Consider the following 21,922-nt stretch of genomic DNA (forward strand, 5'->3'; position numbering starts at 1 on the left):
CGTAGCCCCAGCACCTACGCTGGAAATTGTCAGGGGGCGAGCGACGTCTCGTACGAACAGGGGGCCCATTCATGACCGACCGCAACCACGAGAGCCACGAGAACGTGCCTAGCAGGCAGCGCAGGCGCTTCGCTGGGATCTCGTCCCGGGCCTACGAACACCCGGCGGACCGCTCGGCCCTGGTGGCCCTGCGCAAGCTGAGCGGTTTCGACACCGTGTTCAAGACACTGAGCGGTCTGCTGCCCGAGCGCAGCCTGCGACTGCTCTTCCTCTCCGACTCCGTCCGGGTGAGCGACGCCCAGTTCACCCATCTCAACGACATGCTGCGGGACGCCTGTTACATCCTGGACCTGGAGAAGGTCCCGCCGATGTACGTCAATCAGGACCCACAGCCCAATGCCATGTGCATCGGTCTCGACGAGCCGATCATCGTGGTGACGACGGGGCTGGTGGAGCTGCTCGACGAGGAGGAGATGCGGGCCGTCGTCGGCCACGAGGTGGGGCACGCGCTCTCCGGCCACGCCGTGTACCGCACGATCCTGCTGTTCCTCACCAGTATCGCGCTGAAGGTCGCCTGGATCCCGCTCGGCAACGTCGCGATCATGGCGATCGTCACGGCGCTGCGCGAGTGGTTCCGCAAGTCGGAGCTGTCGGCCGACAGGGCGGGACTGCTCGTCGGCCAGGATCTGCAGGCGTCGATGCGCGGTCTGATGAAGATCGCGGGCGGCAATCATCTGCACGAGATGAATGTGGACGCCTTCCTCGCCCAGGCCGACGAGTACGAGAAGGGCGGCGATCTGCGCGACTCGGTGCTCAAGATCCTCAATCTGCTGCCCCGTTCGCACCCCTTCACCACGGTGCGTGCGGCCGAGCTGAAGAAGTGGTCCGAGACCCGGGACTACCAGCGGATCATGGACGGCCACTACCCGCGGCGCGACGAGGACAAGGACACCTCGGTGACGGACTCGTTCCGGGAGTCCGCGACGCACTACGCGGACGCGGTGCGCAGCAGCAAGGACCCGCTGATGAAGCTGGTCGGCGACATAGCGGGTGGCGCCGGAGACCTGGGAGGCAAGCTCCGCGACAAGTTCACCGGCCAAGGCGGGGGCACGGCCGGCAGGAGCGGCGCTGCGGACGGTTCCAAGAGCGGCGCTACGGACGGCTCCGCGGACTCTGCGCGGCCGCAGGAGCCTGGGGACCCCGACGGGCCGGGGACTGCGGGGAGCTGACCGGCTGCGGGGAGCTGACCGGCTGCGGGGAGCCGACCGCGAGCGTCCCGCAGAGTGCGGCTGTGGGCCGGCCCGTCGCGTACGGGTCGGTGCCCGCGGGACCACGGGAGACGGTGCGCTGCCCGGCGAGCAGCGGGCGCAGCGCACCGGTGGTGTCCGTCGGGCACGCCTGCGGTCCGGCCAGGACATAGCTGGTGCGAAGCTCCAGCCGGTGCAGTCGCAGGTCTTCCCGGTCGAAGCGGAAGCGCAGCTCGCGCCGTACGGTGAAGAGCGAAGCACCTCCTGCCCGTTGGGGCCCCGAGGCGGCCGGGCGGAGCGTGTAGGTGAAGGTGTGGTCCGACGCCACCTCCAGGGTGTCGGATCCCGCCTCGGTGTAGCTCAGGGTGCCCCGGACCCGGACGTCCGGAGCGGCCAGTGCCACCTTCGCCGGGTCGAACCGCACCAGCCAGCCGGCCGCGGCGTGCTGTCCGTCGTCGTCCGGTCGGTTCATGCTTCGGTCGAACTGAGCCGTCTGGTCCGGGTCGAGCAGCAGTTCCACCGGCCGCACCGCGCGGCCGGTGAGGACGTCCGGGTCGAGCGAGGACGCCACCAGGTAGTCCTTGACCGTGGTCAGGGCCGTCGCCACCTGGCTGTCCGAGAAGTTTTCCGTGCCCCGGATCGGCGGCAGATTGATGCCTTCGGCACCTTTGGAGAACTGCGCGGCGGGGCTCCTCGCGAGGAGCCCGGCGGGTGTACCGCCGGGTACGACCCTCTGGGGGGCCAGGGGTACGACGGTCGATCGGAGGACCTCGGCCCGCTTGCCGACGGGGGTCGGGTAGGGGTGGCGGAAGCCCATGTACACGGCCGTCGCAAAGGCCAGGGCGATCAGGAGGACCAGGGCGATGGCGGCTCTGGACCCGGCTCGGAGACTTCGGGGCGGAAGGCTGCGCACGGCGCGCGCGTGGTCCCCCATGCGCTCCTGGGCCGAGAATTCCTTCAGCCGTGCAGCACGTACGAACGACTCGTCGAAGACGAGTGACCGATACTCGTCCTCACCACCGCCCGGCGCGTTCTCGGGCGGACCTTCCGGTGGTTCTCCACGGTGCGCCATGACTTCTCCCGACTCCACGTCACCGACCGGGGCCGAAACGCTTTGCTCTGCTTCGGCCGAGTGGCTTCGGACAGGGCCTGCCCGTCATGAGTTCGTATGACGTCGCATGACTACGCATGTACGGACGAGTGAGAAGCCCCCTCGTAGAGAGGGGTCACACCTTCAGGGTAGGTCGATTACGACCGAGGTAAACGCCGAGCCGCGAGAGAACCCACCCGAGAGTTGCCCCGGAGCCCGGGGAACCGCCCTCAGGATGTGCGCGGGACACTCCCAGGGGCCGATCGGGGTGTCTCTCGGAAGGTGCGGCGGGACGCCCCCGGGAAAGGCGCGGTCACGGTGCGGCAGCAGGCACGGCCACGGCGGACAACAGGCGCGCGCGGCGGACAGCAGGCGCGTGCGCGCGGCACGACGTGCCGGGCGCCCGGTCCGGTCCGGCTGCGTCAGCCCGTGCGCGGGGCCGCGGGGACCGTGGGGCGGAGGTAGCCGGCCGAGGCCGACGGGATGGTGCTCGGGATGGGGCCGGGTGCGCTGTCCACCCCGGTGGTGGCGGGCGGCGGTGCGGGATCCTGGCGGTTGCCCGAACTGTTGCGGTAGACGGCGCTGAAGGCCAGTGCGACCATTCCGATGCCCATCAGCACGGCCAGCAGCCAGGCCACCGGCCGGTGCCAGCGTGCCGCGCCCCGGTACGGGCGCAGGGCGCCGCCGTGGCGCCCGTAGGGGCCGCTGCCGTACGCATCGTCGTCGGGGTCCAGCGGGTCGCCGTAGGCGCTCCCGCGGCCGTATGCGCCGCCCGGTCCGTATCCCTCGTCGGGGAACTCGTCGTCCGGCGGACCGCCGCCCGCCCGCGCCCGGGACGCCTCGGCCTCGGCGCGTGCCTGTGCGGCAGCCAGCAATCGCTCGACCGCGGTGGGTTCGTGGATCTCGGCGGCCCGTACGAAGTCCTCGTCGAACACCACGGAGGCGAATTCCTCGTCCGCGCCCCCGCGGTCGTCGTCGGGCTCCCAGCCGTCCGGGAACGGCCTGCCCCCCACGTCGTCCGGCACGGCTCCAGAGTAGCCCCGCCGGATCGTTCTGGGCAGGGACCCGGCGACATTCACCGGCCCCGGACGGTCACCTCACGTGGCCGTCGCCGGTGACGATGTACTTCGTCGAGGTCAGCTCCGGCAGCCCCATCGGCCCCCTGGCGTGCAGCTTCTGCGTGGAGATGCCGATCTCGGCACCGAAGCCGAACTGACCGCCGTCGGTGAAGCGCGTGGACGCGTTCACAGCCACCGTCGTGGAGTCCACCAACTGGGTGAAGCGGCGGGCCGCGGCCTGGGAGGTGGTCACGATCGCCTCGGTGTGGCCGGAGGACCAGAGCCGGATGTGCGCGACGGCCGCGTCCAGCGACTCCACGACGGCCGCGGCGATGTCGTACGAGAGGTACTCGGTCTCCCAGTCCTCCGGCGTCGCCGCCACCACGGTGGCCTTGGACCCCTCGGCGTATTCGAGGACCCGCTCGTCGCCGTGCACGGTCACTCCGGCCTCGGCCAGCGCCGCCAGGGCGCGCGGCAGGAAGTCCGCGGCGACGTCCTTGTGGACCAGGAGCGTCTCGGCGGCGTTGCAGACGCTCGGGCGCTGCGCCTTGGAGTTGATCAGGATGTCGACGGCCATGTCCAGGTCGGTCTGCGCGTCCACGTACACATGGCAGTTCCCGGTGCCGGTCTCGATGACCGGAACGGTGGATTCCTCGACCACTGTGCGGATCAGCGAGGCGCCGCCACGCGGGATGAGGACGTCGACGAGGCCGCGGGCCCGCATCAGTTCCCGTACCGAGTCGCGGCTCTCGCCCGGTACCAGCTGCACCGCGTCGGCCGGTAGTCCGGATCCTCCGACCGCGTCGCGCAGCACCCGTACCAGTGCGACGTTCGAGGCGTACGCGGAGGACGAGCCGCGGAGCAGGACGGCGTTACCGGACTTCAGGCAGAGGGCCGCGGCGTCGACCGTCACATTGGGCCGGGCCTCGTAGATGATTCCGACGACGCCGAGCGGAACCCGGACCTGCCGCAGGTCGATGCCGTTGGGCAGGGTCGAGCCGCGGACGACCTCGCCGACGGGATCGGGCAGCGCCGCCACGTCCCGCACATCGGCGGCGATGGCGCGGATCCGCTCCGGGGTGAGGGTGAGCCGGTCGACGATCGCCTCGCTGGTCCCGGCCTCGCGGGCACGGGCGACGTCCTCGGCGTTGGCCGCGACGATCTCGCTCGTCCGCACCTCCAGCGCGTCCGCGATCGCCAGCAGCGCGTCGTCCTTCGCCGCGCGCGGCAGCGGCGCGAGGTCGGCGGCGGCGGAACGTGCCCGGTAGGCGGCCTGGGCGACCGGGGACATGTTGTCGTACGGCGAGAGCGTGGTCATGCCCGCAGAGTAGTGCGCACACTGCGGGCATCCCTCACGTATCCCGTGATGCGAGACAACTGCCCCCGCACCGCTCCCACGATGCAGGACGAGCGCCCCGGAGCCGCCCCCGCGACACGGGACGACCGGCCCGTGACCGTTCCCGCGATGCGGGACGAGCGGCCCGGAGCCGCCCCGGCGATACGGGACTGCTGCTCCGCTCCGGGGCCGTCGCCGTGCTCAGTACGGGTGGACGCCGACCGGGGCGGCCGGGGGCGGTCCGTATCCCTCGGCAACGCGCTGGTGGTACGTCTCGCGGTCGATGACCTCCAGACCGACGATCTCCCAGGGCGGGAGTCTGGCGGTGGAGCGGTGCTCGCCCCAGAGCCGCAGCGCGACAGCCGCCGCGTCGTGCAGATCGCGGGCCTCTTCCCAGTAGCGGATCTCCGCGTGGTCGTTGGCGTACCGGCTGGTCAGCAGGAAGGGGTGGTCGTGGGCCAGCTGTTCCAGCCCGCGTCTGACCTCCTTCAGCGGAATCGCACCGCCCGAGACACTGAGCGTGACGTGCCAGAGTCTCGACGGGGTGCGCTCCTCCTGCACCGTCGTCGGCTCGGACTCCGTGGTCCGGTCGTCGCCGCGGTCCGTGGACCGTCTCTCGTCGAAGCCGACACCTGCTCCGACACTGGTCAGGGCCCGGCCGCCCGTTCCTCGGGGCGGCGCCCCCGGGCGCGCTCGTCTCACCGGCGGCCTCCTGTGAATGCGTTTGCTGTGCTGTACCCCGCTGTGTCCCCGTGACAAAGTTGACCAGTCCGCGGCCGGGGATGGGGCGGTTTTCGTCAAGGTCCCCGCTCTGAGGCTGGACTTTCAGCCGTTTCAGGGGGTCTGTCAGGGGTGCAGGACGACAAGATCGTCCCTGTGTACGACCTCACGCTCGTATGCCGGACCGAGTTCCCGCGCCAGGTCGCGGGTGGAGCGGCCGAGCAGCTGCGGGATCTCCTTGGCGTCGAAGTTGACGAGCCCGCGGGCCACGGGACGGCCTTCGAGGTCGCGCAGTTCCACCGGGTCGCCCGCGGTGAACTCACCCTCGACGGCGGCAATTCCGGCGGGCAGCAGCGAGCTGTGCCGTTCGACGACCGCCTGTACGGCCCCGTCGTCGAGGGTCAGCGAGCCCTGCGGGGTGGAGGCGTGGGCGAGCCAGAGCAGCCGGTCCGCCGACCGTCGTCCGGTGCGGTGGAAGTACGTACCGGTGTCGCGTCCGGCCAGGGCGTCGGCGGCCCGGCTCGCCGAGGTGAGGACGACGGGGACCCCGGCGGCCGTGGCGATCCGGGCGGCCTCGACCTTGGTGACCATGCCGCCCGTGCCGACGCCCGCCTTCCCGGCACTGCCGATGGTGACGCCCACGAGGTCCTCGGGGCCGGTGACTTCGGCGACCCGCGACGTGCCCGGGGTACTGGGGTCGCCGTCGTACAGCCCGTCCACGTCCGAGAGGAGGACCAGCAGATCGGCGCGGACGAGATGGGCGACGAGCGCGGCAAGCCGGTCGTTGTCGCCGAACCGGATCTCGTCGGTGGCGACGGTGTCGTTCTCGTTGACGACCGGGAGCGCGCCCATGTCCAGGAGCTGGTCGAGCGTGCGGTAGGCGTTGCGGTAGTGGGCCCGGCGGCTGGTGTCGTTGCTGGTGAGCAGCACCTGGCCGACGCGTACGCCGTACCTTGCGAAGGAGGCGGTGTAGCGGGCCACGAGCAGTCCCTGGCCGACGCTGGCCGCGGCCTGCTGTCTGGCCAGGTCCTTGGGCCGGCGGTGCAGGCCGAGCGGGGCGAGTCCGGCCGCGATGGCGCCGCTGGAGACGAGCACGATCTCGCGCTCCCCGCCGCTCCTCACCTTGGCGAGTACGTCGACGAGCGCGTCGACGCGATCGGCGTCGAGGCCGCCGGACGCGGTGGTGAGGGAGGAGGAACCGACCTTGACCACGATCCTGCGGGCCTCTGTGACGCCCTGCCTTGCCCCTGACACGTCCATCCCCAATGATTCGGCCTCGCCCGGTCCTCGCAATCTACGCGAGCGGCGGGACGCGCGCCTGTGTGTTCCGTCCCGTGGACGCGCGGGCGGCCCCACGGCCCGTCCGCACCCGCCGTCTGCGCCGATGAGCCCCGTCCGGCCTCTCACGTCGGCGACGTCGACAGTCGCGTCGGCACCCACATTCATTACACATATCGAATGATCGAATTCTCGGCATCGCGCGAAGAGGTGGAGAAATCCCATGCCCGTCGGCCGGTGCAACCATCGGAACGTCTCACTCATCTAACAGCCGATAGGGTGCGTGGCGGCGGCCTCTCCCCCATTTTCGGCAGTGGCAGTGTCGGCCCCGCATCCGCCGCCATCTCCAGGGACCTACCAGACATGGGACAGCAGCGATGCCAGTCAAAGTAAGTGTCGTCATTCCGGTATACAACCCCGGCAGGTACATCGACCCCTGCGTCGAGTCACTTCTGAAGCAGACTCTCCCCGCAGCGGAGTTCGAAGTTCTCTTCGTGAACGACGGGTCCACGGACGACACTCCCGAACGGCTCGAAAAGCTGGCGGTGGAACACCCTCATTTCCGGGTGATCACCATCCCCAACTCCGGATGGCCCGGAAAGCCCCGCAACATCGGTGTGGCCGAGGCGAAGGGCGAATACGTCCAGTTCGTCGACCAGGACGACCATCTCGCCTCCGACGCCCTGCGCCGGCTGTACGAGATGGGCCACCGCAACGGCTCCGACATCGTCATCGGCAAGGTGGCCAGCAACTTCCGCGGTGTCCCGCACGGCGTGTTCAAGAAGAACCGCGAAAAGTGCACCCTGCGTAACGCGCCCCTGTACGACAGCCTCACCCCGCACAAGATGTTCCGTACGGAGTTCCTCCGCAAGAACGGCATCGCCTACCCCGAGGGCAAGCGCCGGCTCGAGGACCAGCTCTACATGATGCAGGCGTACTTCCCCGCCGAGGTCGTCTCGATCCTCGGCAACTACACCTGCTACTTCTACTCCCGGCGCGACGACGGCAAGAACGCGGGATCCACCAGGATCGTCCCGGCCCAGTACTACGGGAACCTCCGCGAGGTCCTGGACGTCGTCGTGGCCCACACCGAACCGGGCGAGTTCCGGGATCGGCTGCTCCGCCGCTTCTACCGCGTCGAGATGCTGAGCCGGCTCAGCGAACCCGCGGTGGTGAAGTACCAGCCCGAGTTCTACCAGGAGATGTGCGACGCGATCAGGCCGCTGGCCATCGACTTCATGGGCGACGGGGTGCACGACGGCCTCGGTCCGCTGCTGCGGATCCGGTCCACGCTCCTGCGCAGGGACGACCGGGAGGGTCTGCTCCGGATCGCCCGGTTCGCGGGGTCCGTCAAGGCGTCGGCCCGTCTGGAGGATTTCGCCTGGCAGCCGGACGGCCGGGTCGCTCTCACCGTGACCGCCCGGCTGGTCCAGGGCGACGACGAGGAGCCGGTGAAACTGCTGCGCCGGGACGGCCGGTACTTCCTGCACCCGGACACCGGCGGCGGGCTGCTGGCGGAGGACGAACTCCTCGACGTCACCGACGACATCGACGGTTTCTCCGCCGAACTGTCGCTGCGCAATCGCGAGACGGCCGTCGAGTGGCCCTGCCCCGCGACGTTCACCACGCAGACCGACGAACTCGGCGACGGAGCCTGCGAGATCGTCCTGCGCGGCAGCGGGTATGTGACCTCGGAGGCGGTCAAGGGCCGCGGCCGGGTCTCCCGCGGCTTCTGGGACGTCTGGGTGCCGCTGCGCGGCCTGGGTCTGGTCCGCAAGGCGCGGCTGGGCGCCGACCGCGCCCCGGAGGTGGACGCCGCCTGCCTGCCCGCGTCACTCGGCTCGCCGGCCCGTGCCGTCATCCCGTACTTCACCGATCCGTACGGCAACCTCACGCTCGATGTGGGCCGCCGCGGCAAGAAGCTCGCCACCTACCTGGACGGCCGTCCGGTGCTGCGGACCCCGGGCCGGCGGCCCGAACTCCGGCTGGAGCTCTTCACCACCACCTCCACCGTCGCGTCCGACGCCCAACTGGTCCTGAGCCCGGCCGACGGAACGGGCTCGGCCGTGCACACGCTGCGGACCGTGCTGCACCCGGCAGAGGGCCGGGCCCATCTCGTCGTGCCCCGCCGCGCCCCCGGCGTCGCGGCAGGTACCTGGAAGCTCTCCGTCCGGCTGGACGGAGAGAAGGGCCCCGCGCTGAGCCTCTGCGACGTCACCATCGGCGGGGGCGGCAGGATCCAGCTGGATCCGGAGCTGCCCGCGGCCGCGGACACGATCATGGCCGGTCTGCTCGCGCAGCGCCGGAAGGCGACCCTGCGCCGGGCGCTGCGCACCGCCGGCGGCCCCCTCGTGCGCAGGCTCCCCCCGCAGGGCCGCAAGCGCGCACGCCGCCTCGCCGCCCGGCTCACCGGCTGATCCGGCCCCGCGGATCCACCGTCTCGTCGACGAGACGGTCCCACCACCGCCCGGCATCGACATCAACACCGACATCAGCACCAGCACACCGGAACAAGGACGTGATCGCATGCGGCAGCTCTCCATCGCGGGGGCCTGGGTGCATGAGCCCAAGGTCTTCCCGGACAGCCGCGGCAGCTTCCACGAGTGGTTCAAGGCCTCGGAGCTCAGCGAGGCCGTCGGACACACGCTGCGGCTCGCGCAGGCCAACTTCTCCCACTCCAGCCGGGGAACCCTGCGCGGTGTCCACTTCGCCGACGTGCCGCCGAGCCAGGCCAAGTACGTCAAGTGCGTACGCGGCGCCGTGCTCGACGTCATCGTGGACATCCGGCTCGGCTCCCCCACGTACAAGCGGTGGGAGGCCGTCCGGCTCGACGACGCGGACCATCACGCCGTCTACCTCGCCGAGGGTCTCGGCCACGCGTTCATGGCCCTGACGGACGACGCGTCGGTCGTCTATCTGTGCTCCGAGGGCTACGCGCCCGGCCGCGAGCACGGAATCAACCCGCTCGATCCCGGACTGGGCATCGAGTGGCCGGCGGAGATCACCCCGCTGCTGTCCGACAAGGACGCCGCGGCCCCCTCGCTGGCCGAGGCCGAGGAGCAGGGACTGCTGCCGTCGTACGAGGCCTGCCAGGCCTACTACGCCCAACTGCGCGCCCGCGGCTGAGCGCCCGGACGGGAACGCCGTAGCCCCCGTGGTCCGTACGGATCACGGGGGCTACGTACGGATCACGGGGGCTTCGTACGGATCACGGGGCTACGTACGGGTCGCGAGCCGGGCGGCCCGGTGGGCCCGGCCGGTCAGCCCGTCACGGCCTCGATGCGCTTGCGCAAGGGGGCGAACGCCGAGCGCGGGCGGCGCAGGTTGCGGGCGCGGGAGAGGGCCGGCCAGAAGTCGGCGCCGAGCAGCGCCTCGGGCTGGACGGCGTTCTTCCGCACCAGCACCTCTTCGGGCACGTCCTGCGGATCGGGTACGACGTACTCCTCGATGATCTTGTCGTACGCGTTCTTCAGGATGTCGCTCTCCGGGTTGGCGCCGAACACGGCAACCACGCCGGTCGGTGCCGTGTCCACCTCGACGACCACCAGGTCGGGACGGAAGCGGCGCAGCACCTGCACCACCTTGTACACATCACCGGTCCAGAACTTGGTGTGCCGGTCGCGGGCCGCCTCGTCGACGTCGCGCGGCAGCATGTCGTCCAGCACGATCACGCTCGACCAGCGGGCGTGCTTCTCGACGTTCATGAAGTCGCGCAGCGCGTATTCGAAAAGGTGCATGCCGTCGATGAAGGCGAGCTCCAGCTTCGGGTCCCCGCCCATCACATTGAGCGGATCGCGGCGGGCCAGGGCGCGGAACGGGTTGCGACCGTTGCGCAGGTGCAGCAGCGGGTCCTTGCGGGCGAAGAAGTCGTCGCTCGTCGCCTTGACCAGGTGGACGTCGCAACTGATGTCCGTCACCACACGGAATGCGGGGTCGACGGCGACGGAGGGCACTCGCGAGAGGGCCAGGCTTCTGCCGTCGTTGACCCCGATCTCCAAATAGTTCCGAGGACGGTAGACACGGTGCAAATGACGCAGAAAGTCATGGCGGTTCACGTGGAGCAGCCCTTCGGAGGAAACCAACTGGTCTGGTCCCCGGCGAAGTTACCTCATGAACGCACGGTGATGTAACTGTTCTTCGCCAGGTAAACCTTCGGTGTTCAGATCTTTGGAATTCGATGGGATTCGACCGTCGATACGATCATTCGACGATCATGAACTCTCTGTTGCGAGAAGCGCCGGAAATGCCTCTTCCAGCGCCGCCCGCCACTCCCGGATCGGTTCGATACCGGCCGCCGCCCAGCGGTCGTGCCCCAGCACGCTGAAGGCGGGCCGGGGAGCCGGCCGCACGAAGGCTTCGCTGGTCGTGGGCCGGACGCGTGCCGGGTCGGCGCCGAGCAGCCGGAAGATCTCCCGGGTGAGGCCGAACCAGGTCGTCTCGCCGCCGCTGGTGCCGTGGTACACGCCCGCGGGGGCGGTGCCCGCGAGGGCGGCCTGCCCGAGCCGGACCAGCCGGTCCGCCAGGTCGACGGTCCAGGTGGGCTGTCCGCGCTGGTCGTCCACCACGTCGAGGGTGTCCTTGACGCCCTCCAGCTTGATCATCGTACGGACGAAGTTCCCGCCGCCCGCGCCGTACAGCCAGGCTGTACGCACCACGTACCCGGTGTCCTTCAGGATGTCCAGCACGGCGCGCTCGCCGGCCAGTTTGGTGCGGCCGTAGGCGCTGCGCGGTCCGGTGGGGCCGTCCTCCGCGTACGGCTTCTCGCCGTCCCCGGCGAAGACGTAGTCGGTGGAGACCTGGAGGAGAACGGCGCCGTGTTCGCGGCAGGCCGCGGCGAGGACCTCGGGGCCCGTCCCGTTGACCCGCAGCGCGGCGTCCTCCTGGGACTCGGCGTCGTCGACGGCGGTCCACGCGGCGCAGTTCACCACGACGGCGGGGCGGTGCTCGTCGAAGCCCGCGCGCACCGATGCGGGGTCCGCGATGTCCATGGCCGCACGGTCCGCAGCGACCGCCGCGACGTCCTCACCGGCGAGCCGGGCCAGGACGTCCCGGCCCAGCATCCCGGCGGCTCCGGTGACCAGCCAGACGGCGCTCACAGGGCGGCCCGGTCCTTCAGCGGCTCCCACCAGGCGCGGTTGTCGCGGTACCACTGCACGGTCTCGGCGAGGCCGGTGCGGAAGTCCTTGCGGGGCTCGTAGCCGAGCTCCTCACGGATCTTGGTGCAGTCGACCGAGTAGCGGCGGTCGTGGCCCTTGCGGTCCTCGACATGCGTGACGCGGGTGTCCCAGTCGGCCCCGCAGGCGTCCAGCAGCAGGCCGGTGAGCTCCTTGTTGGAGAGCTCGGTGCCGCCGCCGATGTTGTAGACCTCGCCGGCCCGGCCCTTCGTACGGACGAGTTCGATGCCCTGGACGTGGTCGTCGATGTGGAGCCAGTCGCGGACGTTGGCGCCGTCGCCGTACAGCGGGACCGTCTTTCCGTCCAGCAGGTTGGTGACGAACAGCGGGATGACCTTCTCGGGGAAGTGGTGGTGCCCGTAGTTGTTGGAGCAGCGGGTCACCCGCACGTCGAGGCCGTGGGTGCGGTGGTACGAGAGCGCGATCAGGTCGCTGGACGCCTTGGCCGCCGAGTACGGCGAGTTGGGCGCGAGCGGGTCGGTCTCGGGCCAGGAGCCCTCGTCGATCGAGCCGTAGACCTCGTCGGTGGAGATGTGCACGAAGGTCTTGATGCCGGCCAGGTGCGCGGCGTGGATCAGGGTGTGGGTGCCCACGACGTTCGTACGGACGAATTCGGCGCCGCCGTCGATGGAGCGGTCGACATGGGACTCGGCGGCGAAGTGCACCACCTGGTCGTGCCCGGCCATCAGCTCGGAGACCAGTTCGGTGTCGCAGATGTCGCCCTGCACGAACACGAAACCGGGGTGGTCGCGCACCTCGTCGAGGTTGGCCGGATTGCCCGCGTAGGTGAGCTTGTCGAGCACGGTGACGGCGATGTCACCGGGTCCCTCCGGACCGAGCACCGTACGGACGTAGTGCGAGCCGATGAAACCGGCGCCGCCGGTCACCAGGATGTTGGTGGTCATGAGGAGATCTGCACCTTGCTGTGGTCGCCGAGCACAAGTCGGTGGGCGGACGGGGAACGGGGCGCGGGGGTCACTTCGACATCGCGGCCGATGAGCGACGCCTCCACGCGCCGGACACCGGCGACAGAGGCACCCCGCAGGACGATGGAGTACTCGATCTCGCTGTCCTCGATCCGGCAGTCCTCCGAGACCGAGGTGAACGGGCCGACGTACGCGCCGCTGATCACCGACCGGGCGCCGATGATCACGGGCCCGACGATGCGGCTGCCGCTGACCTTGGCGCCCGCCTCGATCCGCACCCGGCCGATGATCTCGCTCCCCTCGTCGACCTCGGCCTCCTCGTGGGACGGTTCGATGGTCTCCAGTACGGTCCGGTTGACCTCCAGCATGTCGGTGACGTTGCCGGTGTCCTTCCAGTAGCCGCGGATCGTGGTGGAGCGGACGTCGCGCCTCTGGTCGATCAGCCACTGGATGGCGTGCGTGATCTCCAGTTCACCGCGCCAGGAGGGCTCGATCGAGCGAACGGCCTCGTGGATGGCCGGGGTGAAGAGATAGACGCCGACGAGCGCCAGATCGCTCTTGGGCTCCTTCGGCTTCTCCTCCAGCGCCGCCACCCGGCCTTCGGCGTCGAGTTCCGCGACGCCGAAGGAGGTCGGGTCGGGCACCTGGGTCAGCAGGATCTGCGCATCGGGCCTGTCGGCGCGGAACTCCGCCACCAGACCGGTGATCCCGCCGACGATGAAGTTGTCGCCCAGGTACATGACGAAGTCGTCGTCCCCCAGGAAGTCACGGGCGATCAGCACCGCGTGGGCAAGACCGAGCGGCTCGTCCTGCGGAATGTACGTGACCTCGATGCCCAGCCGGGAACCGTCGCCGACAGCCTCGCGGATCTCCTGGGCGGTGTCGCCCACGATGATGCCGACCTCGGTGATACCCGCTTCCGCGATGGCTTCCAGCCCGTAGAACAGCACGGGCTTGTTCGCCACGGGCACCAGTTGCTTGGCCGAAGTGTGGGTGATGGGACGCAGGCGGGTGCCGGCCCCTCCAGACAGTACGAGAGCCTTCACGTGAACCAGTCCTCATGTGAGATATCGGTCCTGTCGCGGCTGCGACCTGCTGGGCGACTCTACTGAGGATTGCTGCGCGATTCTTCGTGCGTCAACTCTGTGAACGAGATGGGGACACGCTTCCGGAGCGGCGTCGGGACGGGCCCGTCTACTTCGCGCGGATCCGCGACTTCCAGCGCCGCACGTCACGCCGCATGCGCCGGGCGACGCGCCGCGACAGCGACATTCTGCGGGCCACGGTCTCGGGCTTCTCGATGCGCTTGCCGTCGTGCCAGTCGGGCACGGTGACTTCGAAATCGGAGTCCGAGAGACCACTCGAACGGTCCCGGAAGTGCGGGTACGCGAGGAAGAGCTTGTCACCCTTCCGTGAACTGACCACTTCCGGAACGGACTTCTCCCGCACATACGTCAGCTGATCCGTCAGGACGTCGGACCGGCCGCGCGCGACGGCGGCGAGCCGCAGCCTCTCGGCAACCTTGATCAGGCGCGACACGCCGTCGTTCCAGTACGTGTCCATGAGCGGCGCCGCGAGCTCCATCTTGTGGCGCCGGACTTCTTCCGAGTCCCGGAGGAATACCGGCCCGAACTGCTGCAGCATCCCGACCGTGAAGGGACGGACCATCAGGAAGTCGCGCTTCGGTCCGGCGGGTTCGAGCCGGTGGATGAGCGCCATCATGGCCCGCATGGAGTCGAAGCGCCATAGATAGGTGCCGCTCTTGGTGACGTGCTTTCCGTCGTCCCGGCCGACCAGGTGATAGCAGGTGTAATTGGATATGACGGATATTCCGGCACCGCGGAGATATGTCTCCATGGTGAAGAGCGCGTCCTCACCGGTCTTGAGGCCCTCGTCGAATCTCAGATCGAGTCGCTCCAGCAGTTCACGCCGGAAGAGTTTCTGCGCGCTCAGCGTGTAAATGACCTTGGAGTTGTATACATTGACGCGCTCCTTGGTGGCTGTCCACATCGACTGGGGCGCCCCGCGGTTGACCCCGACCACTTTGCCGAGCACCACGTCGGTGTGTGCCCGGTCGGCCATCGCGACCATCCGCTCCAGGGCCTCGTCACCGAAGTAGTCGTCCGCGTCGAGGAAGAAGACATAGCGGCCCCGGGCCAGGCCGAGACCGACATTGCGCGGGCCGCTGGGGCCCCCTGAATTCGCCTGCCTGACCACTCTGGTCGGAACCGCGGACCGGGCCGCGAACTCCTCCAGGTACTCGCCGGTTCCATCGGTCGAACCGTCGTCGACTGCCACGATCTCGATCCGGTCGGCTCCGATGGTCTGCGTCTCCACCGATTCGAGACAGCGAATGAGGTAAGGCATCGCCTCGTATGCGCCAACGATCACGGTTACATCAGGAATTGGCTTCTCGTTCACACCAACAGAAGACAGTCGACCTGGAGCATTGGTTGCCCGGCACCGCACACCGGACGAGTGAGCCTCATCACAAAGGCCCGGCACAACCCGTACAGGGCTATGCCGGGCCTGAAGGACCGTGTTAACGAACCAGGTGGGCCGTCATCCGCTCACGCGTTCCGCGAGGTTTCTCGCCAGGCCCGCGTTCCGGGCCTCGGACTTGGCCGCGAGTGCCTTCACGGCCATGTCGAACTGCACGATCGAAGTGGGCTCGTCCGGGCCGAGGAGGTACTCCTTCAGCTCGCGCCGGTCGGCCGCCATGGTGTCCGCCGCGGGGTCCACCACCGCCGCGAGCAGAGCGTCCAGCTCGGTCGCTTCATTGGACAGGATGACCGCCGCACGGACCGCGGTGTTCTGCCGGCGGAACTCCTCCTCGCCCAGCGCCGCCGAGTCGGTGACCGCGTACGGCTTGCCGCTCGCGATGAAGTCCGACACCACGCTGGAGATGTCCGAGACCATGGCGTCCGACTCGTTGAAGCAGTCGTACAGCCGCATCCGGGCGCCCGTGACGACCTTGTGCTCCCACCAGCCGAGCGCACGCCAGGAAGCCGCGTTCCACTCGTCCTTGAGCCGCGCGATCTCGGCCTCGCGCGCCGGGTCGGCCAGCGAGTCGCGGGACACCTCGGCCTCGTCCCCGGCGACCTGGCCACCGCTCGACAGCGCCGTGAGCCGCGCCTCGATACGGGCCAGTTCGGACCGTGCCGCGGCCCGCACCGGCTGGAGCTCCGCCGACTCCTTCGCCCAGCGGGGATCGGCGGCGCGCTCCACGGCGGCCTTCTCGATCATCGCGGTGATCCGCTGGTGCACGGCCTTGGCCTGGGCGCTGCGGGTTCCGGTGAAGGGGTGCGGCTTGTAGAGCAGCCGGACCGGCTTCTCCGAGTTCAGCAGCCGCCTCACGATGTTCTCGCCGGCCAGCAGCAGCGAGGTGTTGCCCGGGCTGTCGTCCCAGCCTTCCCAGGTGGGGGCGTAGAGCACGGTCGGGATCGGGTTCTTCGGCGCACCGGCCCACGGCTGGATGGCGGCCAGCTGCGGGCGGCCCACCTCGACGATGTCCTCGTCCCGCACACCGACGTCGGCCAGCGCGTAGCGGTCCCGGCCGGCCCGGCCGGCCGTCCACACCTCGTCGTAGGCCTTGCTGTACGGGTTGACGCTGGCGAGCTTGTCGCTGTCGCCGTGGCCGATGAAGACGTGCTTCATCGTCGGCACCCTGAGCAGGTGGATGTTCTTGCCGACGTTGGCCGCGTACAGCGCGACCCGTACCGACGAGAGGTTCAGGTTCATCAGGTGCACGCCGCCGGGCACGCAGAGCACCGGCACCGACGTCGTGTTCAGCTGCGGCAGTATCATGCGCTCGCGCAGCAGGATCAGCGGGCGCTCGTCGAGCTGCGCCATGGTCTCCAGCCACATGTTGACCTGGTAGGCCGAATCCTTGGAGCCGGAGAAGTAGAGGACCACGGTCGGCTTGTACTCGCCCAGCCAGGCGCCCACGGCGCGCAGCACCTTGGAATCGGGCCCCACCAGCCGGCTCGGCCGGAGGTACGGGAGGAGCGCCGCCAGATAGCAGAGCGCGAGAGCCAGCGTGATGGCGAGGCCCACGTAGGCGAAGCCGTTCACATCGGTCTCTATCGCGACCAGCACACCCGCCATCGCGAAGACGTCCAGGTGGAGCATCTTCTCCGCGGAGCGGTTCAGCAGCAGCGCCGGCGGGGCGTCGGGGATCCGCACCTGCTCCAGGTCGACGTTGCGCGTGACCACCGGGAGCCTGCGCCGGAGCCTGATGAGGGTGACCGTGGCACTCTGCGGTACCTGGAGGCCGTAGAAGGCCAGCAGGCAGGCGACCGTCACGTAGAACAGCGTCTGCTCCCCGTACCCCAGGCGGGAGAGGAGCAGGATCAGCAGCAGCTGGCGGACCAGGAAGCGGATCGAGAGCCCCGCGCGGACCGCGGCGAGCCGGTTGACGAGGTAACTGCCGCAGTGATGCAGATACTGGTCGGCCACATATGTCACCGCGGCGGCGCCGGCGAAGAACCAGAGATTGGGGATTATCGCCGCGAGCATGACGCACGGGAACCCCAGAGCCATGAGGAGAGCGGCGGCCAGCTCCGAACCACCGCCCACACGAGCCATGCGAATGGCTTTCGAAATCACGAAGTACCGCTCCCGGGGATGCCGACCTGATTACCTTGCGAGGGAAATGTGAAGCCGTAGCTTCACGAATTCGGACCCCTGCAATTCGCTCGCGGGCGTCTACAGGGGTCCGAATAGTCGATTGTCAAGCAGTATTACACATCGGCCTGCCGATCCAGGACAGCGGCCAGCGCCTGTTCGAAGCCCGATGCCTCCGAGGCACCGCGCGTCGGGTCCTGCTGCCGTACGTCGATGACATGCCCGGTCATCTCGGAGAGCAGCACGTCGAGGGAGGTGCGGGCGACCGCTTCGGAGGACAGCAGCGTACCCGCGGGCTCGGCGCCGAACGCCTTGGTGCGCATCGGGGTGGCGGTGCGTTCAGGGTTCACGCAGTTCACCCGCACTCCGTCGCCCGCCCACTCGTCCGAGAGTGCCTGGGTGAGATTGACCATGGCGGCCTTGGTCGACGAGTAGAGGCTGTACTCCGCGCGGCCCCGGGTGTAGCTGCTGGAGGTGTAGAGCAGCAGCTGGCCCTTGGTCTCGGCGAGGTACTTGTGCGAGGCGCGGGCGATCTGCACCGGCGCCAGGTAGTTGACGTTCAGCGCTTCCTGGATGGTCGCGTTGTCCGTCTCGGCCAGCTTGCCGATGCGGAGCACACCCGCGGTGTTGATCACGTAGTCGATACGGCCGGTGTCCGCGTATGCCTTGGAGAGCGCGTCGTCGATGTGCTCCGGGTTCTCCACGTGCGTACCGGTGGTGGAGCGGCCCAGGGCGTAGACGGTGGCGCCGTAGGACTCGGCGAGCGTCGCGATGTCCGCGCCGATGCCGTAGGAGCCGCCGAAGACGACGAGGGTCTTGCCGGTGAGCAGTTCGCGGTAGGCGGCGTCGTCGGTCGGCTGCGGGACCGCCGTGGAGGCCAGCTGGAAGAGCTTGTCCGCGATGAAGACGTCGACCGGCTGCGTGACCTTCATGTTGTACTCGTCGCCCGCGACGACGTAGATCGGCACGTCGGGGAGGTACTTCAGGACGACCGAGCAGTCGTCGGTGGCCTGGAAGTTCGGGTCGCCCGCGGCGACCTCGTACGCCCGGCGGATCGTGGAGAGCTTGAAGGCCTGCGGCGTCTGGCCGCGGCGCAGCCGGGAGCGGTCGGGGACGTCGGTGATGAACTCGCCGTCGCCGCCGTGGGTGCGGGTCACGATGATCGTGTCCGCCGACGGGATGGCGACGTCGACCGCCTGGTAGCGGTCCAGGGCGTCGACGCAGTCCTTGATGACGCGCTCCGAGAGCAGGGGGCGCACGGCGTCGTGGAAGAGGACGTTGCGGTCCTCGCCCTCGGCCAGGCCCTCGCCGAGGGCCGCGATGGCGCGCTCCGTGGTCTCGTTGCGGGTGGCGCCGCCCTCGATCACGGCGGTGACCTTGGTGAGCCCGGCCTTGGCGACGATCTTCTCCACGTCAGGCACATAGCCCGGCGCCATCAGCACGATGATGTCGTCGATGGAGTCGGCCTGCTGGAAGATCGACAGCGTGTGCTCGATGACAGCCTTGCCTGCGATCTTCAGCAGCTGCTTGGGGATGGAGAGTCCCACGCGCTGGCCGGTGCCGCCGGCGAGCACGACTGCTGTGGTTCGGGCTTTGGCTATGTGCTGAGCTGACACAGACGACCTACCTTGCGAGGGCTGGGAGATACAGCGATGGTTGCACTCTCCGTTACCGTCTCGCAAGGTGGACGTCGGCCGCCGCACGCCGTGAGGAAACCTTGTGTTGCCCTTGCGATCAGGGTGAATGCCGGAATTGGCGCCTCCCGGCCGGGTGACCGACACCACACGGTTGAGCGGCATGAATCACCCTTGAGCGGGTTTCGGCTCCGCCGATCGTGACGCTGAGGCGATGAACGGTCACCGGACGGGTCCACGGAGCGGGACCCGTCCGGCGGCGACTGACCCTAGAACGGGTTGAAGTCGTCGAACTCGCGCTGCACCTCGTCGCGTTCCGCCTCCCGGTCGCGCCGGCGCTGCGCCGCCGGGCGCGGTGCTTCGAGACGGTGGTCCTCGCCACGCCGGCCGAGCATCTCCGCGCCCGCCGCCATGGTCGGCTCCCAGTCGAAGACGACCGCGTTGTCCTCGGCGCCGATCGCCACGCCGTCGCCCGCGCGGGCGCCGGCCTTCATCAGCGCGTCCTCGACCCCGAGCCGGTTGAGCCGGTCGGCCAGGTAGCCGACGGCCTCGTCGTTGTTGAAGTCGGTCTGCCGGACCCAGCGCTCCGGCTTCTCGCCGCGCACCCGGTAGAGGCCGTCCTCCTCCTTGGCGACGGTGAAGCCCGCGTCGTCGACGGCCTTCGGCCGGATGACGATGCGGGTCGCCACCTCCACGGGCTTGGCCGCGCGCGCCTCGGCGATGACGCCCGCGAGCGCGAAGGAGAGCTCCTTCAGGCCGGTGCGGGCGACGGCGGACACCTCGAAGACGCGGTAGCCGCGCGCCTCCAGGTCCGGGCGGATCATGTCGGCGAGGTCCTGGCCGTCCGGGATGTCGATCTTGTTGAGGACGACGATGCGGGGCCGGTCCTCCAGGCCGCCGTACTGCTTCAGCTCCTCCTCGATCATGTCGAGGTCGGAGACCGGGTCGCGGTCGGACTCCAGCGTCGCGGTGTCCAGTACGTGCACGAGCACCGAGCAGCGCTCCACGTGCCGCAGGAACTCCAGGCCGAGGCCCCGGCCCTGGCTGGCGCCCGGGATCAGACCGGGGACGTCGGCGATGGTGTAGACGGTGCTGCCCGCGGTGACCACGCCGAGGTTCGGGACGAGTGTCGTGAACGGGTAGTCGGCGATCTTCGGCTTGGCCGCCGACAGCACGGAGATCAGCGAGGACTTGCCGGCGCTCGGATAGCCCACCAGCGCGACGTCCGCGACGGTCTTGAGCTCCAGGACGATGTCCCGGGCCCCGCCGGGCTCGCCGAGCAGCGCGAAGCCGGGGGCCTTGCGGCGGGCGGAGGCCAGTGCGGCGTTGCCGAGACCACCGCGGCCGCCCTGTCCGGCGACGAACGTGGTGCCCTGGCCGATCAGGTCCGCCAGTACTTCGCCGTTGCCGTCGAGCACCACCGTGCCGTCCGGCACGGGCAGGACCAGGTCCTGCCCGTCCTTGCCGGAGCGGTGGTCACCCGCGCCGGGCTGCCCGTTGGTGGCCTTGCGGTGAGGGCTGTGGTGATAGTCGAGGAGCGTGGTGACGGACTGGTCGACGATCAGGGTCACGTCACCGCCGCGGCCGCCGTTGCCGCCGTCCGGACCGCCGAGCGGCTTGAACTTCTCACGGTGTACGGAGGCGCAGCCGTGGCCCCCGTTACCCGCGGCGACATGCAGCTCGACGCGGTCCACGAAGGTGGTCATGGTTGGTACCTCCAGTTACATACGTGCAGAAATGTCTCACTCGTGCCGTCCCCCACAGGAGAAAGCCGTTCCTCATGGGAGAAACACGCGAAAGGCGGACCCGCTTCCCATACGGGAAGTGAGGTCCGCCTCCGCAGAAACCGCTCGACGAGCGCCGAAAATCAGCCGGCGATCGGAACGATGTTCACGACCTTGCGGCCACGGTGCGTGCCGAACTCGACCGCACCGGCGGCGAGAGCGAACAGCGTGTCGTCGCCACCACGGCCGACGCCCGTGCCCGGGTGGAAGTGGGTGCCGCGCTGGCGGACCAGGATCTCACCGGCGTTGACGGCCTGACCGCCGAAGCGCTTCACGCCGAGCCGCTGAGCATTGGAATCGCGCCCGTTCCGGGTGGACGATGCGCCCTTCTTGTGTGCCATGTCTCCTCAGTCCCTTACTTCGCAGCCGCGGGGATACCGGTGACCTTGATCGCCGTGTACTGCTGGCGGTGACCCTGGCGACGGCGGTAGCCGGTCTTGTTCTTGTAGCGAAGGATGTCGATCTTCGCGCCCTTGTGGTGGTCCACGACCTCGGCCTGGACCTTGATCCCGGCCAGCACCCACGGGTCGCTGGTCACGGCGTCGCCGTCGACCACGAGCAGGGTCGAGAGCTCGACCGTGTCGCCAACCTGGGCAGTGGAAATCTTGTCAACCTCAACGATGTCACCGACAGCAACCTTGTGCTGGCGGCCACCGCTGCGCACGATGGCGTACACGCGGATCTCTCTCTCGCTCGGAACGGATCCCCTGATGCCAGCCGCCCGCACAGGCCGAAGCCCGCGACGGTCCGGAAGGACGAGCGGCCTCTCCTGACGGACGAGCCACCAGGAGGAATGTGCTCAGGGGTGGGCGCGCATGGAAACACGCCGAGGGTCAAGGCTACGGGGCCGCCCCCGGGCGGTCAAACCGGGCCTCCGCAGGCCGATCTGCCCGCCCCCGCGTGCTAGCTTGCAGACTTTCGTCACCTTCCGTACACCCCAAGGCCATTGATGCCCCGCTCCGCCCTGCTCGGTCGTACCTGGCTGTTGGCCCTCCTCGTGTCCGCCGTCTACGTGCTGGCGCAGCTGACCGCCGGGGCTTCCTGGACGC

General features: G+C 69.3%; 18 protein-coding genes. 3 read left to right on the forward strand and 15 right to left on the reverse strand.

The annotated features are described in order from the left end of the window. Positions 1 to 71 precede the first annotated feature (71 nt). Positions 72 to 1,229, forward strand: a complete 1,158-nt coding sequence (locus ACIOMQ_RS13530; protein WP_401264082.1) for a M48 family metallopeptidase — start codon at positions 72 to 74, stop codon at positions 1,227 to 1,229. On the opposite strand, the gene ACIOMQ_RS13535 is transcribed toward ACIOMQ_RS13530, so the two are convergent. From ACIOMQ_RS13535 to proB, 5 genes are all read right to left on the reverse strand, one after another. Continuing rightward, positions 1,153 to 2,319 (reverse strand): hypothetical protein, encoded by a 1,167-nt coding sequence (locus ACIOMQ_RS13535; protein ID WP_402188993.1) that lies wholly within the window; start codon positions 2,317 to 2,319, stop codon positions 1,153 to 1,155. The genes ACIOMQ_RS13530 and ACIOMQ_RS13535 overlap by 77 nt on opposite strands. Positions 2,320 to 2,759: 440 nt before the next feature. Next, on the reverse strand, positions 2,760 to 3,362 hold the full coding sequence (locus tag ACIOMQ_RS13540) for a hypothetical protein (RefSeq protein ID WP_401753199.1): 603 nt from the start codon (positions 3,360 to 3,362) through the stop codon (positions 2,760 to 2,762). A gap of 67 nt (positions 3,363 to 3,429) precedes the next feature. Then, a complete protein-coding gene (locus ACIOMQ_RS13545) occupies positions 3,430 to 4,713 on the reverse strand; it encodes a glutamate-5-semialdehyde dehydrogenase (protein WP_362194076.1) in 1,284 nt (427 codons plus the stop codon). Positions 4,714 to 4,932: 219 nt separating this feature from the next. Then, positions 4,933 to 5,433 carry a hypothetical protein gene (locus ACIOMQ_RS13550; protein WP_362194073.1) on the reverse strand — a complete coding sequence of 167 codons (501 nt, stop codon included), beginning with the start codon at positions 5,431 to 5,433 and terminating at the stop codon, positions 4,933 to 4,935. A gap of 144 nt (positions 5,434 to 5,577) precedes the next feature. Then, a complete protein-coding gene (proB, locus tag ACIOMQ_RS13555; protein WP_401264311.1) occupies positions 5,578 to 6,663 on the reverse strand; it encodes a glutamate 5-kinase in 1,086 nt (361 codons plus the stop codon). Positions 6,664 to 7,106: 443 nt separating this feature from the next. Between proB and ACIOMQ_RS13560 the strand changes: the two genes are divergently transcribed. Together ACIOMQ_RS13560 and rfbC are read left to right on the forward strand one after the other, a co-directional pair. Next, the gene (locus ACIOMQ_RS13560; RefSeq protein ID WP_402188995.1) at positions 7,107 to 9,146 is read left to right on the forward strand and encodes a glycosyltransferase family 2 protein; all 2,040 of its coding nucleotides are present in this window, start codon (positions 7,107 to 7,109) and stop codon (positions 9,144 to 9,146) included. Positions 9,147 to 9,255: 109 nt separating this feature from the next. Next, positions 9,256 to 9,855, forward strand: a complete 600-nt coding sequence (rfbC, locus tag ACIOMQ_RS13565; protein WP_401753197.1) for a dTDP-4-dehydrorhamnose 3,5-epimerase — start codon at positions 9,256 to 9,258, stop codon at positions 9,853 to 9,855. Positions 9,856 to 9,989: 134 nt separating this feature from the next. On the opposite strand, the gene ACIOMQ_RS13570 is transcribed toward rfbC, so the two are convergent. The 10 genes from ACIOMQ_RS13570 to rplU form a co-directional block, all read right to left on the reverse strand. Further along, positions 9,990 to 10,784, reverse strand: coding sequence for a class I SAM-dependent methyltransferase (locus tag ACIOMQ_RS13570; protein ID WP_362194062.1), 795 nt, complete (start codon positions 10,782 to 10,784; stop codon positions 9,990 to 9,992). 156 nt (positions 10,785 to 10,940) lie between these two features. Next, positions 10,941 to 11,825: a dTDP-4-dehydrorhamnose reductase gene (gene rfbD, locus ACIOMQ_RS13575; RefSeq protein WP_402188997.1), complete on the reverse strand. Its 885-nt coding sequence runs from the start codon at positions 11,823 to 11,825 to the stop codon at positions 10,941 to 10,943. Then, entirely contained in the window at positions 11,822 to 12,808 is a 987-nt protein-coding gene (rfbB, locus tag ACIOMQ_RS13580; RefSeq protein WP_389796394.1) for a dTDP-glucose 4,6-dehydratase, read from the reverse strand. Before rfbB ends, rfbD begins: the two co-directional genes overlap by 4 nt. Next, the gene (locus tag ACIOMQ_RS13585; RefSeq protein WP_362194053.1) at positions 12,805 to 13,875 is read right to left on the reverse strand and encodes a glucose-1-phosphate thymidylyltransferase; all 1,071 of its coding nucleotides are present in this window, start codon (positions 13,873 to 13,875) and stop codon (positions 12,805 to 12,807) included. Before ACIOMQ_RS13585 ends, rfbB begins: the two co-directional genes overlap by 4 nt. Before the next feature lie 148 nt (positions 13,876 to 14,023). Further along, positions 14,024 to 15,220, reverse strand: a complete 1,197-nt coding sequence (locus ACIOMQ_RS13590; protein WP_362194050.1) for a glycosyltransferase family 2 protein — start codon at positions 15,218 to 15,220, stop codon at positions 14,024 to 14,026. Between the two features lie 171 nt (positions 15,221 to 15,391). After that, a complete protein-coding gene (locus ACIOMQ_RS13595; RefSeq protein ID WP_401264094.1) occupies positions 15,392 to 17,416 on the reverse strand; it encodes a hypothetical protein in 2,025 nt (674 codons plus the stop codon). 155 nt (positions 17,417 to 17,571) lie between these two features. Further along, a complete protein-coding gene (locus tag ACIOMQ_RS13600; RefSeq protein ID WP_362194044.1) occupies positions 17,572 to 19,071 on the reverse strand; it encodes a bifunctional cytidylyltransferase/SDR family oxidoreductase in 1,500 nt (499 codons plus the stop codon). 287 nt (positions 19,072 to 19,358) lie between these two features. Then, positions 19,359 to 20,795, reverse strand: coding sequence for a GTPase ObgE (gene obgE / locus ACIOMQ_RS13605; RefSeq protein WP_362194041.1), 1,437 nt, complete (start codon positions 20,793 to 20,795; stop codon positions 19,359 to 19,361). A gap of 161 nt (positions 20,796 to 20,956) precedes the next feature. Beyond that, positions 20,957 to 21,214, reverse strand: coding sequence for a 50S ribosomal protein L27 (gene rpmA, locus ACIOMQ_RS13610; RefSeq protein ID WP_018103204.1), 258 nt, complete (start codon positions 21,212 to 21,214; stop codon positions 20,957 to 20,959). A gap of 14 nt (positions 21,215 to 21,228) precedes the next feature. After that, positions 21,229 to 21,549, reverse strand: a complete 321-nt coding sequence (gene rplU / locus ACIOMQ_RS13615; RefSeq protein ID WP_030921216.1) for a 50S ribosomal protein L21 — start codon at positions 21,547 to 21,549, stop codon at positions 21,229 to 21,231. Between the last annotated feature and the right edge of the window lie 373 nt (positions 21,550 to 21,922).

Source organism: Streptomyces sp. NPDC087845, assembly GCF_044742755.1.
GTDB lineage: Bacteria > Actinomycetota > Actinomycetes > Streptomycetales > Streptomycetaceae > Streptomyces.

Coding starts and splice junctions, on each gene's coding strand:
- ACIOMQ_RS13530 (WP_401264082.1), top strand. CDS start 72: ATGACCGACCGCAACCACGAGAGCCACGAGAACGTGCCTAGCAGGCAG.
- ACIOMQ_RS13535 (WP_402188993.1), bottom strand. CDS start 2,319: ATGGCGCACCGTGGAGAACCACCGGAAGGTCCGCCCGAGAACGCGCCG.
- ACIOMQ_RS13545 (WP_362194076.1), bottom strand. CDS start 4,713: ATGACCACGCTCTCGCCGTACGACAACATGTCCCCGGTCGCCCAGGCC.
- ACIOMQ_RS13560 (WP_402188995.1), top strand. CDS start 7,107: ATGCCAGTCAAAGTAAGTGTCGTCATTCCGGTATACAACCCCGGCAGG.
- rfbC (WP_401753197.1), top strand. CDS start 9,256: ATGCGGCAGCTCTCCATCGCGGGGGCCTGGGTGCATGAGCCCAAGGTC.
- rfbB (WP_389796394.1), bottom strand. CDS start 12,808: ATGACCACCAACATCCTGGTGACCGGCGGCGCCGGTTTCATCGGCTCG.
- ACIOMQ_RS13595 (WP_401264094.1), bottom strand. CDS start 17,416: ATGGCTCGTGTGGGCGGTGGTTCGGAGCTGGCCGCCGCTCTCCTCATG.
- obgE (WP_362194041.1), bottom strand. CDS start 20,795: ATGACCACCTTCGTGGACCGCGTCGAGCTGCATGTCGCCGCGGGTAAC.
- rpmA (WP_018103204.1), bottom strand. CDS start 21,214: ATGGCACACAAGAAGGGCGCATCGTCCACCCGGAACGGGCGCGATTCC.